Annotated in this window: 13 protein-coding genes and 1 pseudogene; 5 read left to right on the plus strand and 9 right to left on the minus strand. The window is 70.9% G+C overall.

Annotated features, from left to right (window positions below; all coding sequences use genetic code 11):
- Both KME77_RS19810 and KME77_RS19815 read right to left on the minus strand, forming a co-directional pair.
- Positions 1–180: pseudogene (locus tag KME77_RS19810) on the minus strand (DNA-binding protein); the annotation flags it as partial.
- Positions 170–1720: an acyl-CoA synthetase gene (locus KME77_RS19815; protein ID WP_219469893.1), complete on the minus strand. Its 1551-nt coding sequence runs from the start codon at positions 1718–1720 to the stop codon at positions 170–172. The gene KME77_RS19815 and the pseudogene KME77_RS19810, both read right to left, overlap by 11 nt.
- A 191-nt stretch (positions 1721–1911) precedes the next feature.
- Between KME77_RS19815 and KME77_RS19820 the strand changes: the two genes are divergently transcribed.
- From KME77_RS19820 to KME77_RS19830, 3 genes are read left to right on the plus strand one after another with little or no spacing between them, the layout of a single operon-like run.
- Entirely contained in the window at positions 1912–2721 is an 810-nt protein-coding gene (locus KME77_RS19820) for a crotonase/enoyl-CoA hydratase family protein (protein WP_219469896.1), read from the plus strand.
- Between the two features lie 40 nt (positions 2722–2761).
- Positions 2762–3040 (plus strand): type II toxin-antitoxin system Phd/YefM family antitoxin, encoded by a 279-nt coding sequence (locus KME77_RS19825; RefSeq protein ID WP_246610249.1) that lies wholly within the window; start codon positions 2762–2764, stop codon positions 3038–3040.
- A gap of 16 nt (positions 3041–3056) precedes the next feature.
- Positions 3057–3437 carry a type II toxin-antitoxin system VapC family toxin gene (locus KME77_RS19830; protein ID WP_308250786.1) on the plus strand — a complete coding sequence of 127 codons (381 nt, stop codon included), beginning with the start codon at positions 3057–3059 and terminating at the stop codon, positions 3435–3437.
- A gap of 3 nt (positions 3438–3440) precedes the next feature.
- On the opposite strand, the gene KME77_RS19835 is transcribed toward KME77_RS19830, so the two are convergent.
- Positions 3441–4547 (minus strand): NAD(P)H-dependent flavin oxidoreductase, encoded by a 1107-nt coding sequence (locus KME77_RS19835; protein ID WP_219469902.1) that lies wholly within the window; start codon positions 4545–4547, stop codon positions 3441–3443.
- A gap of 145 nt (positions 4548–4692) precedes the next feature.
- A complete protein-coding gene (gene pgfA / locus KME77_RS19840; RefSeq protein ID WP_219469905.1) occupies positions 4693–5607 on the minus strand; it encodes a cell envelope lipid trafficking protein PgfA in 915 nt (304 codons plus the stop codon).
- A 275-nt stretch (positions 5608–5882) separates the two neighbouring features.
- Between pgfA and KME77_RS19845 the strand changes: the two genes are divergently transcribed.
- Entirely contained in the window at positions 5883–6602 is a 720-nt protein-coding gene (locus KME77_RS19845; RefSeq protein ID WP_219469910.1) for a class I SAM-dependent methyltransferase, read from the plus strand.
- On the plus strand, positions 6599–7750 hold the full coding sequence (locus KME77_RS19850; protein ID WP_219469914.1) for an acyltransferase family protein: 1152 nt from the start codon (positions 6599–6601) through the stop codon (positions 7748–7750). Before KME77_RS19845 ends, KME77_RS19850 begins: the two co-directional genes overlap by 4 nt.
- Here KME77_RS19850 and KME77_RS19855 read toward each other — a convergent pair.
- The 5 genes from KME77_RS19855 to KME77_RS19870 all read right to left on the minus strand — a co-directional run bounded on the left by KME77_RS19855 (position 7677) and on the right by KME77_RS19870 (position 15371).
- The gene (locus KME77_RS19855) at positions 7677–11723 is read right to left on the minus strand and encodes an alpha-(1->3)-arabinofuranosyltransferase domain-containing protein (protein ID WP_219469917.1); all 4047 of its coding nucleotides are present in this window, start codon (positions 11721–11723) and stop codon (positions 7677–7679) included. The two genes, KME77_RS19850 and KME77_RS19855, sit on opposite strands and share 74 nt — an antisense overlap.
- On the minus strand, positions 11720–12814 hold the full coding sequence (locus tag KME77_RS19860; protein WP_219469920.1) for a glycosyltransferase family 4 protein: 1095 nt from the start codon (positions 12812–12814) through the stop codon (positions 11720–11722). Before KME77_RS19860 ends, KME77_RS19855 begins: the two co-directional genes overlap by 4 nt.
- A complete protein-coding gene (locus tag KME77_RS19865; RefSeq protein WP_219469923.1) occupies positions 12811–13614 on the minus strand; it encodes a glycosyltransferase in 804 nt (267 codons plus the stop codon). Before KME77_RS19865 ends, KME77_RS19860 begins: the two co-directional genes overlap by 4 nt.
- Positions 13615–13625: 11 nt before the next feature.
- Positions 13626–13760: a hypothetical protein gene (locus KME77_RS29965; RefSeq protein WP_281424200.1), complete on the minus strand. Its 135-nt coding sequence runs from the start codon at positions 13758–13760 to the stop codon at positions 13626–13628.
- 108 nt (positions 13761–13868) lie between these two features.
- Positions 13869–15371 carry an MmpA family trehalose lipid delivery protein gene (locus KME77_RS19870; RefSeq protein WP_219469925.1) on the minus strand — a complete coding sequence of 501 codons (1503 nt, stop codon included), beginning with the start codon at positions 15369–15371 and terminating at the stop codon, positions 13869–13871.
- Between the last annotated feature and the right edge of the window lie 118 nt (positions 15372–15489).

A 15489-nucleotide genomic window follows, 5' to 3' on the forward strand; every position in this document is an offset into this window, starting at 1 on the left:
GCCGCTGGCCGGGTCGTACTCCAGCGGCGGCACCAGCACCTTGCCCTCGGCGGTGCGGACGCCGACGATCCGCCCGGCCCGCAGCTCGGTCAGGAAGCGCCCGATCACGGGCCCGGTCGTGCGGGTGTAGCCGCCGGGGAACTCCAGTACGTGCTCAGCCACCAGCGGTTCAGATGGCACGGTCGTGTCCCTCCCAGAATGGTGCGCGGAGTTTGCGTTTGAGCAGCTTGCCGTTGGGCTCGCGGGGCATCTCGGCGATGAAGTCGATGGACTTCGGCCACTTCATCCGCGACAGGCGGCCCTCCAGGGAGGCCAGGATCTCGGCCGCCAGCTCCGGGCCGGGCTCGGCGTTCTGGGCGGGCTCCACGATGGCCTTGATCTGCTCGCCCCAGTCCTCGTCCGGGATGCCGAACACGGCCACGTCCGCGACCTTGGGGTGGATCATGATCTCGTTCTCGATCTCGGCCGGGTAGATGTTCGCGCCGCCCGAGATGATCATGTCGGCCTTGCGGTCGCACAGGAAGAGGAAGCCCTCCTCGTCCAGGTAACCGATGTCGCCTACGGTGAAGAACTCCTTGAGCCGGTTCGCGGCGGTCTTGGCGGGGTCGCCCTTGTACTCGAAGCCCGAGCCGAGCATCTTCATGTAGATCGTCCCGGGCGTGCGGACCGGTACGGGTTCGCCCTCGTCGTCCACGATCAGCAGCTCGCTGATCGGCCAGGCGGAGCCGACCGTGCCGGGGTGCGCCTTCCAGCCCTCGGGCGTGGCCAGGGTGCCGCCGCCCTCGGTGGCCGCGTAGTACTCGTACACGCAGTCGCCCCACCACTCGAACATCGCCCACTTCACCGGCACCGGGCAGGGGGCGGCGGCGTGGATCATCCACTTGAGCGAGGAGAGGTCGTACTTGTGGCGGGTCTCCTCGGGCAGCGCGAGCAGGCGCTTGAAGTGGGTGGGCACCATGTGGGAGTTGGTGATGCCGTGCTTCTCGCAGAGCCGGAGCAGTTCCTCGGCGTCCCACTTGTCCATGTAGACGAGGGTGTGGCCCATGTGCAGGGCGGTGCCGCCGAACTGCGTGACGGCGGTGTGGTAGTTCGGCGAGGTGACCAGGTGCGCGTTCGGGCGGCCCGGCGTGATGCCGAACAGGCTCAGCAGGAACGTCATCAGCTCGGCGCCGTCGTCGGGGTCCATGCCGCTCAGCGGGCGCTTGACGCCCTTGGGCTTGCCGGTCGTGCCCGACGTGTAGTGCATGGTTATCCCCGCCGTGCGGTTCTCGGGCGCGGTGTCAGGCTGACCGTCGGTCAGCTCGGCGGCGTCCCGGAAGCCGTCGATGGGCCCGTGCACGAAGAAGCGCCGCTCGGGCGCTATGGCCTCGGCGCCCCGCGTCCCCTCGGTCGCGTAGCGGGGGTGCACGAAGAGCGCCTTGGCCTCGCTGTCGGCCACGATGTAGGCGATCTCGGGGCCGGTCAGGTGCCAGTTGATCGGCGTGTAGTACCAGCCCGCCTGCAGCGCGGCCAGGTAGAGGACGAGCCCGTCCGCGCCGTTCGGCACCAGGCCGCAGAGGCCGTCGCCGGGCCGCAGACCGAGTTCGTCGCGTAAGCCGTGCACCAGCCGGTTGGAGCGGGCGAGCAGATCGCCCGCGCGGTGCTCCGTACCGTCGGGGTCGACCGCGGCGATCCACTCGGGATCCGCCTGCGCCAGCCTCCAGAAACCGAGCGTGCCCATCGAAGCTCCTCTTCAGGTGGTTCGAGGCGCCAAACGAGAACCTGTTCTCGTTTTGCCTGGGCAGCGTATCCCGGCGACCTTGTTGGAGCAAGCGCTTGGGTCGGCACCCCTGGGGTCATCTTCGCCGGTCCGCCGGCGGCAGGGTAGGATCGTCGCCTAACAAGCGCTTGATTTGTTACCTGGAGGCGTCCGTGGAGCTCCTGCCGATCAGCACCCCCCACTGCCGGATCGAACGCGACGGCCACGTCGTCGTCGTCACCATGAACCGGCCGGAGGCCCGCAACGCGCTCTCCTCCGACATGCTGATCGGGCTCGCCTCCGCCTGGGCGTACGTGTCGGCCGAGACGGACGTACGGGTCGCCGTCCTGACCGGCGCCGAGGGCACCTTCTGCGCCGGGGCCGACCTCAAGGCCATGGGCCAGCCCTCCACCGACCCCGACGTCCAGGCCCGCGCGGCGCAGATCCCGAACTTCCACTGGAAGGGCCTGCTCCGCGAGGACCTGCCCACCAAGCCGATCGTCTCGGCGATCGAGGGGTACGCGGTGGCGGGCGGCACCGAGCTGCTGGTCGGCACGGATCTGCGGGTCGTGGCGGAGTCGTCCACACTCGGGCTCTTCGAGGCCAAACGCGCGCTGTTCCCCATGGGCGGCAGCGCGGTCCGCCTGCCCCGGCAGATCCCGTACTGCCACGCCATGGACCTGCTGCTCACCGGCCGCTCCATCACCGCCGCCGAGGCCCTGTCGATGGGGCTGGTCAACCGCGTCGTCCCCGACGGCCAGGCACTGACCGTGGCCCGCGAGATCGCCGACGACATCGCCGCCTCTGGGCCGCTGGCGGTGCAGGCGATCCTGCGCACGTACCGGGACACGCTGGGCATGCCGGAGCCGGAGGCGCTGAAGGTCTCCGACGAGCTGGGCTGGCCCGTCATCGGCTCCCAGGACGCCCGCGAGGGCACCCGCGCCTTCAAGGAGAAGCGCCCGGCCACCTACCGCGGGGAATAAGCGTGTAGCACACCGGGCTACACGGAGCTACAGTGAAGTCATGATGAAGGTCATCACTCAGCGGGAGTTCCGCAACAACTCGGCTGCTGTCATGGACGAAGTCGAGGCCGGTGAGGTGTTCCACATCACCCGCAACGGCGTCGAGGTGGCGGAGCTGCGGCCGCTGCCGCGCAGGCGGCGCTTGAGCGCGGCGGAACTGGTAGCAAGGCATCGCAACTTGCCTCGCGTCGACTACGAGGAGATGCGCGGAGAGGCCGACGAGCACTTCGGCACCGAGGAGCGCATCGATGACGACCCCTGGGAGCGGCGCCGTGCCTGAGCGCCACTCTTCTGGGGTGATCGACACTTGCGTCTACATCGACCTGGACCAACTGTCTCCCGAAGCTCTGCCGGACTTCCCGGAAATCACCGCCGTCACGCTCGCGGAGCTGCATCAAGGCGTGGCGATGGCGAAGAACGAGGCGATCCGGTCCGCCCGCATGGAGAAACTGGGCGCCGCCGCCGTCGATTTCGAGCCGCTGCCCTTCGACGCGGACGCTGCTGCCCGCTACGGCACGCTTGTCGCGCTGACGATCCATGCGAAGCGGGACCCCCGGCCGCGACGGATGGATCTGATGATCGCCGCCGTCGCGTCGAGCCGGGGACTGCCGCTCTACACCCGCAACACCGATGATTTCGTGGGGCTGGAAAGCCTGGTGAGCGTCGTTCCCGTATGACGGTCAGTCGTCCGCCAGGCGGCTGAGGCGTTCCAGGGCCTCGGAGTACTCCTCCACCAGCGAGTACATGACGTCGCGCGTCGAGCGCACCGAGTTGGTGATGCCGATGATCTGCCCCGCCGGGAACGTGGCCAGCTCGGCGGCGTCCGAGCGGCCGATGCGGCGCAGGGCCTCCGAGACCAGCATGTACTGCAGCGGCATCGGCAGCGTCCCCGGCGACTCCGCCGACTCCCAGGCCTCCGTCCACTCGTTCCTGAGCAGGCGGGCCGGCTTGCCGGTCCAGCTCCGGGAGCGGACGGTGTCGCGGGAGGTGGCCTCCAGGATGCGCTTCTTGGCCATCTCGGGAGTGTCGGCCTCCTCGACAGTGAGCCAGAGGGAGCCGGTCCAGACGCCCTCGGCGCCCAGCGCCATGCCGGCGGCCATCTGGCGGCCGTTGCCGATGCCGCCCGCGGCCAGCACGGGCACGTCCACCGCGTCGACCACCTGCGGGATCAGCACCATGGTGGAGATCTCGCCGGTGTGGCCGCCGGCTTCGGTGCCCTGCGCGACCACGACGTCCACGCCCACCTCGACCTGCTTGAGCGCGTGGCGCGGCGTGGAGGCGAGCGCGGCGACCTTGACGCCGTGCGTGTGGGCCAGCTCGACCACGTCGGCGGGCGGCGGGCCGAGCGCGTTGGCCAGGAGCGCGATGGGGTGCCGCAGCGCCACCTCGACCTGGGGGCGGGCGGTGGCGTCGGTCCAGCCGAGCAGCACCTTGCCGGGGTCGGCGTCCGAGGACAGGGCCGGCACGCCGTGCTCGGCCAGGAGGTTCTCGACGAACTTCCGGTGGCCCTCGGGGATCATCCCCTGCAGGCGGCCCACCAGCTCGTCGGCCGCGAAGTCGGCGCCCTCGTAGGAGGCCGGCATGACGACGTCCACGCCGTAGGGGTGGCCGTCGATGTGGTCGTCGATCCACTTGAGCTCCATCTCGAGCTCTTCGGGGGAGAAGTACAGCGCCCCGAGAACGCCCATGCCCCCGGCCCGGCTGACGGCGGCGACGACGTCCCGGCAGTGGCTGAAGGCGAAGATGGGGAGATCAATTCCGAACATGTCCGTGACACGGGTCCGCATGTGGTGACAATACGACTCGCCACAAAGAAACTGCAACGCGTTCTAGTACTAGAACTTTTAGTCGGTCGGCCGGAAAAGACCAAAAGCGGCCATATACGACAAGCGCCCCCGCCGACCGGCGGAGGCGCCCTCGAAAAGCTCGGGACTACTCGGTCTCGCGGCGGCGGCCCAGGATGACGGCGAGCGCCAGCGCGACCACGCCCAGCACCACGAGCACGATCGGGATCGTCGTCTTGACCAGCGTGATCTGGTTCTTGGCGTCGGTCGCGGTGCGGACCGTGTTCGTCACCGTCTGCGGGGTGAACGAGGCGGTCGCGACCAGGGCCTTGGCGCGCTCGACGCCGTCCTGCGTCTTGAGCGTCTCGTTCCGCTTGACCTCCTGCTTGACCGGGGCGCCGCTGGTCGGCTCGATCCAGAAGGTGTCGGTGCCCTCGTACCAGCGGTCGAGCTGGATGTCGCCCGTCTGCGTGACGCCGAACATCGAGCCGGGAGCGGTCAGCGTGGCGATCTTGGTGGCGGGGATGGTCGACTGGAACTTGTAGACGGGCAGCCCGTTGACGTTGTCCTCGGCCAGGAACTTGGCGTCCACGGCCTTCTTGGCCGTCTGGTTGAAGACCTTGTACGTCTTCTTCTCCACGCCGAACGGGAACAGGTAGATCTGCCCCTCCAGCTTCACCGGCTCCTTGTTCACCGAGACGCCGCAGCAGTTGAGGCCGACGCCGGTGTGCCGGTCGAAGGCGCTGCGCCGCTCGGACAGGCTGATCTGCGGCTTGTTGTTGGTGTCGTCGTCCACGACGGTGAACTCGTCCCACACGACCCGGCTGTCCGTGGCCTCCTTCACGTCGCCGCGCGTGGTGACGAGCATGCTGAGGTTGGCCGTCAGGACCTTGCCGTCGGCGACGGAGAAGTACTGGGCGCCGGGGGCCTCCAGCCGGGTGACGCTGTACTGGGCGGCGGGCGCGGATATGATCTTGTCCGCGGCCCAGAACCGGACCATGCCCGCCAACACCACCAGGAATGCGCCGACGGCTACGAGAACGAGTACGGATGTGCGTCGCATTCTGGGTCCTCCTGGCGGTCGAGGAATTGACGAGAACCGGTTACATCGCGAACACCCCGAACATCAGGTCGCGGGTGTGACACACGCAACATGATCGCTACTGGAAAGTAGCATTCGCCGACAGATCGTCGCAGCTACATCCGCATAACAAATCGGAACAGGTTCTCACCGGCGAACCGGTCAACCGGGGATGTTACCGTGCCGACGGAACACGTTCTATTGTGGGACCCCGCCGGGATCGCGGGAGCCCCCTCGACACCCCTGGAGCCGCGAGAATGCGCGCCGATCTGGCCAGGTCCGTCCGCCTCTTCCGCGCGTTCAGGTCCGAGCAGGCGACCCCGGCCGACTATTACACGACACTGGCCGCCGACACGCTGCAGCAGCTCCGCCACTACGTGTCGCTGGACGGCAGGACCGTGCTCGACGTGGGCGGCGGCCCCGGCTACTTCGCCGACGCGTTCCGCCGCGAGGGCGCCCGCTGCCTGTGCGTCGACGTGGACGCGGGCGAGCTGGCCGGGCAGGGCGCGCCGGACGGCGGCGTGGTGGGCAGCGCCCTGGACCTGCCGCTGGCCGACGGGTCCTTCGACGTGTGCTTCTCGTCCAATGTGCTGGAACACGTTCCAGACCCGTGGCGGATGGCCGCCGAGATGACCCGGGTCACCCGGCCGGGCGGCCTGATCTTCCTCGCGTACACGAACTGGCTCTCGCCCTGGGGCGGGCACGAGACGTCGCCGTGGCACTACCTGGGCGGCCACCGCGCCGCCCGGAAATATCAGGAAAAACACGGTAAGCCAGCTAAGAACCAGTTCGGCCAGAGCCTCTATCCGGTCTCGGTGGCCGACGGGCTGCGCTGGGCCAGGACGCAGCGCGAGGCCGACCTGGTGGACGCGCTGCCCCGCTACCTGCCCTGGTGGTGGCGGCCGACGTTGAAGGTGCCGATCGTCAGGGAGTTCGTCACGTGGAATCTGGTGCTGGTCCTGCGGAAACGACCGTGAGGGCGCAAGGCAGGGACGCCGCGCTCGACGGCATCCGCGCCCTGGCCGCGCTCGGCGTCTGGGTGCTGCACGTCGGCGGCAACACCGGCGTCATGTACCGGCCCGGGATGTTCGCCTGGATGACCACCCGGCTGGGCATCGCCGTGCCGATCTTCTTCCTGCTGTCGGGCCTGCTGCTCTACCGCCCGTGGGCGCGCGCGGTCATCGAGGACACGCCCCGGCCCCGCCCGGGGCGCTACCTGTGGCGCCGGGTCGTCCGGGTCATGCCCGCGTACTGGCTGGTCACCGCGGTGGCCCTGTGGGCGTGGAGCTCGCTCGACTGGACCGGCTGGGCCAAGTGGCTGCTCCTGCTGCAGAACTACACCGAGCAGACCCGCGCCCCCGACGGCCTCTACCAGATGTGGACGATGCCGATCGAGATGGCGTTCTACCTGCTGCTGCCGGTGCTCGCCTGGCTGTTGCACGCCTGGGCGCGCGGCGGCAACCGTCCCGTCAGGCTGCTGGCGGGCATCGCCTTGCTGCCGGTGATCTCGTTCGCCAGCGTGGTCGTCTCGCACGCGGCCGACCAGCCGCAGCTCGCGCTCTGGCTGCCGCACCACCTGATCTTCTTCGGCGCCGGGATGGCCATGGCGGTGCTGTCGGTCTGGATCGGGCAGAGCAAGGTGATCGACGCGCTGGCTCCGCAGCTGCTGGTGCTGGCGCTGCTGCTGTACGTGGTGCTGAGCACGGAGCTGGCCGGGCCGCGCACGCTGTCGCTGCCCACGCTGTCGCAGTCGATCTGGCGGATGGTGCTGGAGGCGTCGGTGGCGATCCTGGTGGTGGCGCCGTTCGCGCTGGCCTCCAGGCACGACTCGCTCAGGCACCGGGTACTGGGCAACCCGGTGACCGCGTACCTGGGCCGCATCTCCTACAGCTTCTTCCTCTGGCACGCGCCGGTCATCACGCTCTACTACAAGATCACCGGCGACCAGCCGTTCACCGGCGACTTCGTCAAGGTGGGCGTGCTGACGCTGATCGCGTCGCTGCTGGTCAGCGCGGCCAGCTACCACCTGGTCGAGGAGAGCGCGCTGCGGCTCAACGGACGCCGGTCAGCACCGGCTCAGCCACCTCCTGCTCCTGCTCCGGAGCCGGCGGCTCCGGCTCCGTGACGAGCTGGCCGAACAGCACGCCCATCGCGGCGCAGGCGACGAGCTGCGGGACCTGGTCCAGCAGCAGGTCCACGTCCACGCCGTGGTCGCGCAGCGCCATCGCCGTGGCCAGCGACGCCGTGGCGACGCCGAACAGCGCTCCGGCCAGCCAGTGCACGGCCGTGGCCCGCCGTACGCGCAGCAGGAGCGCCACCACGGAGGTGGCCAGGACCGCGACCATGCCGGGCCAGTCCGCCACCCAGAAGCCGAACGCCAGGGCCAGCACGATCACGTACGGCACCCGCCAGCGCGACAGCCGCGACTCGGCGGCGGGCGCGGTCGCCCTGACGTGCTCGGGACGCGGCCCGCGCAGCGCCAGGGAGAGCAGCGCGAGCAGGGCGATCCCGGCCAGGCCGATGGCGAGCGAGAGCCAGTAGGGCCGGTCGGGCAGGTACTCCATGCGCACGGTCCCCGAGGTGCCGGCGGGCAGCTCCCAGGCCTGCTTCCAGCCGTCGACGCGCACCGGGCGCAGCGTCCGGCCGTCGAACTCGGCGCGCCAGCCGGCGTTGTAGTTCTCGTTGACGACGAGGAAGGCGTCCTTGGGCGCGCTCACCCTGGCCTCGCGCCTGGAGGCCGTCCACGAGCCCATGACGGCCGCGCCCTCCACGGCGGGCGGCCCGGCGGGCAGGCCGCCGACCACCAGGTTCTCCACCTCGAACGGGTCCCAGCCGGCCGCCCTGACCCGGTTGTCGCCCTGCTGGAGGGCAGCGCGGGAGCAGCCGCTGAACGCGACCGGCCGCTGTTCGAGCAGGTCGGCGTAGGTGCCGGTGACCTTGGTCTGGACGGTCGCCCCGTTCACCTGGAGGGTCGGCCCCTGGCCGCACGGCAGCCGGAACGGCACGCCCTCCGGCCTGGCGGCGGGCTGGACGCCGGGGATCACCAGCTCGGTGACCTGGAGCCGCCTGGAGGCGGGGTAGAAGCGGATCTTGAGCTTGGTGGTGGTGAGCGGCTTGAACGTCACGAAGCCGTCCGCGTCTGCCCTGCCGCTGCGCACGGCGCCCTTGTCGCCGGTCATGACCATGTCGAGCGGCTGCTTGTCGCCACCGGGGCGGGCGACCTGGATCCGCGAGAGCACCCGCTTCGCCTTCCAGCCGAGCGTCAGCGTGGGCTCGGGGTCGCTCGCGGCGGGCACCCACGTGGTGGCGCCGTCACCGTCGAACGCCGAGCGTGGCGCGACCACCGCGTCCTTGTTGACCTGCGAGGATCCCTTGACGTCGGTCAGGTCGCCGCCCAGCCGGGTGAAGCGGTCCACGAGGTCGGCGTCGCGCAGGACGGCGGTGCCGCGCACGGCGACCTCGTCCTCGGACCCGGCGGTGAACGTCCGGTCGAACCCGGCGCCCTCCTCGCCCGGCCTGGGCAGCAGCGGGTTGCAGATCCAGCGGCTCTGGTTGCGCATGCAGCCGGAGCGGGCGTCCAGCCCGCGGTCCATGACGAAGGCGTCGCCGCCCTCGCCGGGCAGCCTGATCGTGCGCCCGGGGATGACCCCCGGGATCGCCAGCTCGGTGACGCCCACCCGCTGCACGAAGCTCCACTGGGCGTTGTACGTGCTCAGCACCTTGATCCGCAGCCAGCTCGTGGCGCCGGGCGGCACCCGCAGCCACTGCGGGCTGTTGGTCTGCTGGACGTCCTGCTCGACCCGGCCGCCCTCGCTCTCCACGGCCACGCGCTTGACCGACTGCCCGAGCAGCACGTTGTTGGTGAACGTCGCCTGGAAGCGCGGGATCACCCGCCGGGTCGGCAGGTCCACGCGCAGCCACTCGCCCTGGGGCCGGTGCCAGCCGCCGCTCTCCCAGCCGGTCTCGTAGTCGCCGTCCATGGCGGCCCACGGCCCGCGGCCGGTCGCGCTGAGTCCGGGCACCGCTCCGGCGTCGGCGACCGAGGAGGAGGCGGTGATGCTGGAGATGCCGTCGTACTCGGCCGTGGCGGCGTCGCGCAGCCAGCCGTCCTCCAGCAGGTCGAGCGTCCGGACGCCGGAGAAGTCGTCCCGTCTGTCGGCCGTGAGGGTGGGCGTCCAGTTCGAGCGGATCTCGCCGAACTCACGCTGGCGCAGCCGCAGCCCGTCGCTGGCCACCACCGGGGCCTCGCGCTTGCCGGCGTCGCCGTTGACCAGCACCGGGCCGTCGCCGAGCAGGCCGAGGTCGCCCATCGTGAGCAGCGTGTCGGGCGCCCCGCGCACCTGTACGGCGTCCGCCGCGGCTTGCACGCTGAGCAGCTCGGCGCTCCCGCTCACCTCGTAGATCTCCAGCGCGGGGAAGGGCCAGTCCACCGACTCGATCACGTCGTCGGTGGCGGTGTCGCCCACCTCGCCGCCGAACGAGCGCACCTTCGAGATGCCCGGCGACTCGCGCAGCGCCTGGTAGACGCGCGACGGCCAGGCGCCCTGGAGGTTGGCGCGCAGGAGGTCGTTCCTGACGACGAGGTAGCGCACGCCCATCCTGCGCAGCACCTCGGTCAGCCCCGCCGAGCCGTGCCCGGCCGTGAGCCGCTGGTCGATGGCGTCCAGCAGCCTGGTCATGCCCACCGAGCCGGCGGCGGTGACCTGGCGGGCGGTCCAGCGGGCGTTGAACATCGGCTGCATGGGGTCGTCCATGGGCCTGCCCCACAGGTACTCGCCGAACTTGGCGCCGGGCACCACCAGCACGCCGTCGTCGCCCGCGTTCTCGTTGACCCAGGCCGCCGCCTGCCGCCAGTACAGCGGCACCTCCTTGAAGTCGCCGGGGGCGCCGAGTCCCTGGTTGAAGACGGGCAGCACGAGCCCGGCGAAGGCGGCCACGGCGATGGACCGCAGCGGCAGCCGGGCCCCGGCCAGGAGGTGGGCCAGCCCGAAGGCGAGCGGCAACCGTACGAGGGGGTCGAACTTGCGCAGGTTGCGCAGCGGCGCCAGCGGCCCGTCCAGCAGCCAGCGCACAGGCTCGGCGAGGACCGGTTCGAGGGCGCTGATGTGCCCCGCCACCAGCGCCGCCGTGCCCACGACGAACAGCGCGAGCAGGAAGCCCTTGGCGGGCAGGTCGCGGCGGGCCAGCCCGGCCAGGCCGAGCGCGGCCAGCAGCCCGGTCACCACGACCATGAACGCCGAGGTGGCGATCGCGTAGCTCGCCGGCTGCTCCAGGACGCCGCCGACGGTCAGGAAGCGCACCCAGTCGGAGGTGCCGCGCAGCACGTTCGTCAGCGACGTGACCTGCGTGGTCACCTCGGCCGTCTCGGTGTAGGGCAGGAACGAGAACGCGTACCGGCCCACGAGCAGCAGCGGCAGCCACCAGAACAGGGTGGCCACGCCGACCGCGCCGCTCCACCAGGCGAGCATCCGCCAGCGCGGCACCGGCCGCGGCCGGGTCAGGATGTAGAGCGCGGGGGCGATGAGCACGGCCAGCACGGCGACGGCGTTGACGCCGCCGCACAGCGCCACGGCCAGCCCGGACCTGACCGCCGCCCTGGCCCGCTGGCCGGTCTCCGACGCGGTGAGCAGCGGGATGAGGATCCACGGCAGCATCGCGGCGGGCAGCCACTCGATCGAGATCTCGCCGATGATCGACAGCGCGCGGGGGGCCAGCGCGTACGCGAGCGCGCCGACGATCCTGGTGCCCGGCGTGCCGAGGCCGAGCTGCCTGGCCAGCCGCTCCACGCCGAGGAAGGCGACGCACATCAGCAGTGTCAGCCACAGCCGCTGGGTCACCCAGGGCGCGAGGTTGACCAGGTCGCCGAGCGCGAAGAACGGCCCCATCGGAAACAGGTAACCGGCCACCTGGTTCTGGAGCTGCCCGAAGTGCTGCAGGTCCCACAGGTGGGCGGCGCGCTCCAGCCAGCCGATCGGGTTGAGCGCCAGGTCGAGCTTGGTGTCGGAGATAACGTTGCCGGGCTTGGTGGTGAACGACAGCACGGCGAAGCCCAGGCAGCAGAGCAGGAGCCAGAGCCGGTGCCGGGCCCGCGCGCTCACCGTTCCGCCCAGCCGGGCGGAACGGTCCGCCCACGTACGAGGGCGGCCATCCGCTCCGCGCTCCGGTCCCAGCAAAACGTCCCCGCCCATTCCCGACATTTCTTGCTATAGGTGTTGTCTTGTTCGTCGAGCGCGGCGGTGATGCCCTTGGCGAGGTCCATGCCCTCGGGGAGCAGCCAGCCGGTCTCGCCGTGCCGTACGGCGTCCCTGAGCCCGTCCACGTCGTAGGCGACGGTCGGCACACCCAGCGCGGCGGCCTCCAGCACGCACAGTCCCCAGCCCTCGCCCTGCGAGGCGTTGACCTGCAGCCAGGCGCCGGCGATCAGCCGCGCCTTCTCCTCCTCGGGCAGCCAGCCGTGCATGATCACGCCGTCGGGCAGCCGCGCGCGCAGCCGCTCCTCCTCCGGCCCCCTGCCGACCACGTCCACGACCAGGTCCGGCCACCGCTTCCTGAGCTGCTCCACCGCGTCCAACAGCAGGTGGACCCGCTTGTGCGCGACCAGCCTGCCGACGTAGACCAGCCGGGGCACCGGACTTTTCCGCACGTTCCCCACCGGGGCGACGCTCACGCCGTTGGGCACGATCCGGATGGGCCCGAGCCAGCCGAGCCGCTCGCGCATGGCGCGCACGGTCGAGGGCGACACGGCCACGCTGTCGCACCCCCGGTAGGCCCACCGCGAGGCGGGCCCCTCCAGGAAGCGCCCGAGCGCCGCCAGCCACCGCGACAGGTGCATCTCGAACTGGCGGTCGTGCACGTGGTGCACCACGCAGACGACCTTGGTACGGCGGCGCACCACCAGCGGGGCGAAGAACGGGATCCCGTTCTGGCAGTCGAGCACCACGTCGAACACGCTTCGGCGGAGCAGGAGCCAGACCAGCACCAGCGGATAGACGGTGAACGCCCCGCCCATCCTGACCAGCCGCACGCCCTCGACGCTCTCCCGGCCGCGCTGGCCGGGCGCCCGCGCGGTGACGAACCACACCTGGTCGCCGGACGCGGCGAAGCGCCGGGCCATCTCCCAGGCGTACGTCTCGGCCCCGCCTGCCAGCGGATGCCAGGGATCACGCCAGTTGACGACGGCGATGTTCACGGATATCCGACGGGATCGAGCGGCTGCTCCCATCGGGGAGAGACGCCCGCCCGCGGCGCCCCGCGCAGCCTGAGCCAGATCCTGCCCAGCTCCAGCAGGATGCCCACGCTGTGCCTGGCCGGCGAGAAGCGCGATCCGGGCATGTCCTGCCAGTTGACGGGGATCTCCAGCACGACCGCGCCCAGCGCGACGCAGCGCGCCAGCAGCTCGACGTCGAAGGCGAAGCCGAAGGTCCGCAGCCCCGCCACGGCCTCGCGGGCGAGCCTGCCGTCGAAGAACTTGAAGCCGCACTGCGTGTCGCGCACCCCGCGCACCAGGACGCCGGCCAGCGCGCGGAAGCCGACGGCGCCCAGCTCGCGCACCCGGCTGTGCCGGTTCTCCACCTGGGAGAAGTCGTGCGCCCGCGAGCCCACGACCACACGCTCACCGGACAGCAGCAGCCCGAACGCGACGTCGATCGCCTTCAGGTCGGTGGCCATGTCGGCGTCGCAGAAGCCCACGAACGGGGCGGTGGTGGCGAGCAACCCCGCACGGACGGCCGCGCCCTTGCCGGGCACCGGGCACTCGACGAGCCGGACCGGGACCGCCCCCAGCGGCCAGGTCCTGACGATCTCGGCGGTGCTGTCCGTGCTGTTGTTGTCGACGACGATGACGGCGGTCGGGAACGGCATGCGGGCAAGCTTCGCGCACAGCTGCAGGAGCCCCCCCGGGAGCCGACGTTCCTCGTTGTAGGCGGGAACGACGATCTCGAGCAGTGGTGGTCGGCTCGTCCTCTCGTCCCTTCGGCGGGAGGGCGGCATAACGGCTCTGACTACCGGTCGCCGTAGTTGTAGAGCGGCCTGTTGACGGGCGTCGCGGTGGCCCCGGTGAAGGAGACGGTTGTGACCGTCGCGACCAGCGCGGCGACGGCGATGCCGATGATCGCTGCTAAGAGGATCTTTAGCACGGGGGTTCCTCCTGGGCGGCAAATGAGCGGGCGTCCCAAACCTAGAACCAATTCTTGCTACTGGGAAGTAGCTTGCTGAAATCTTAATAAACCCGCTGATCAGGGGACCTAATTGGGCGAACCCCCAGCAATCGGGGCATCGATCCGGTACAGTCGCAGCTCTTCCGTGTCCACGAGCAGCCTAGCTGTGGACAACCACTCCTCGAACCGCCGTCGCTCCACCGGGGTCCCCGCGTCGACCACAACGTACCGGAAACCCGCTGCCGCCAGGTTCGGTGATGGTCCTTCTAGTACGCGTTCTAGCTCGCGTACCCGGCTGTCCTCGGCCCCGACGACCATGGTCCCGACGCGTACGGAGTCGTCGGCGATCACGTCCCTGCCCGGCGTGGCGAAGTAGCGCTGGGCCGGGTCGAGCACCGCCCGCCCGCCGTTCCAGGGGAAGACGCGGTAGGACTCGAACGGCAGAACCAGTACGTTTCCTGACTCCGGATCCCGCCGGATGATCTCCCTGGCCTGGCTCCAGCTCTCCGGGTAGTCCACCGCCCGCAGCGTCCCCGCCGCGCCCCACGCCAAGGTCGGCAGCACGGCCAGCGGCACGAGCGCCATCACGGCCGCCCACCGCCCCGCCCGCTCCGCCAGCGCCCCGAACCCCACCGCCGCCAGCAGGGCCAGCGGCGCGACGAACTGCTGGGCGTCGCGGAAGACCGCGAACCCGCCCCACACCCCGATCAGCCACTTGAACGCCTCGCGCCCCGGCTCGGTCACGCCCGCGCACGCGATCCCGAACCCCAGGACCGCCGCCACGGCCAGTCCGTGACATCGGTCCTTGAGCAGCGCGAACCCGGCGATCCCGGCCACCGCCAGCACCAGCCGGGCCACCGCCCCCGCCAGCGTGTCGTAGCCGGGCGGCACCGCGTACGCGTTCCAGATCCCGCCGAGCGACAGCAGGCTGCCCACCGCGCCGAACGGCCCGTCCGCCCTGGCCGCGAACGCGTCCACGCCCACCGGGTCCCCCTCCAGCCCGGCCGGCCGCAGCAGCGCCGCCACCAGCCAAGGCGAGCTGAACGCCAGCAGCGCCACGGCCACCCGCAGCCGCCTGCCCGCGACGGGCAGCGCCGTGACGGCGGTGACCGTCATCGCCGCGAACCCGCCCACGGCCGCCGGCAGCATCGCCGGGGCCAGGCCCTTGCGCAGGACGATCGCCCGCACCACCCACGGCAGCCCGGCGTACCCCAGCAGCAGCGCCCACTGCCCCATCAGCAGCCGCTCGGCCACGTACGGGTTCCACACGTAGTACGCCCCGGCCGTCAGCCGGGCCCCCGCCGACGCCTCCGGCAGCAGCCCCGCCGCGCCCGAGCACCCCAGCGCGAACACCGCCAGCAAAATCGCCTTCTGCACCAGCTGGGCCGGGATCACGGTGGACAGCGCGGTCACCACGGCGTCGCTCGGCACCACGCGCGGCGCCCCGCCCGCGAGCCCGAACGTGAACCGCGAGAAGGCCGGGTCCGGCACGAACACCATGTCCTGGTGCAGCACAAAACCCCAGCCCAGAGCGGGTCCCAGCGCCAGGCAGCCGAGCACGAGGCCGACCAGGGCCGACAGTGCTCCCACCTGGGGTCCCACCCGGGTCGCGTGCGGCATCCCGCTATGACATCACAACCGCACAACGGCCATTCCCCGTAATTCCCACCACTCGTTACTCTTCCGGACGGGAGGGGGGCTGGGTGCT

Source organism: Nonomuraea rhizosphaerae (genome assembly GCF_019396405.1).
Lineage (GTDB): Bacteria > Actinomycetota > Actinomycetes > Streptosporangiales > Streptosporangiaceae > Nonomuraea > Nonomuraea rhizosphaerae.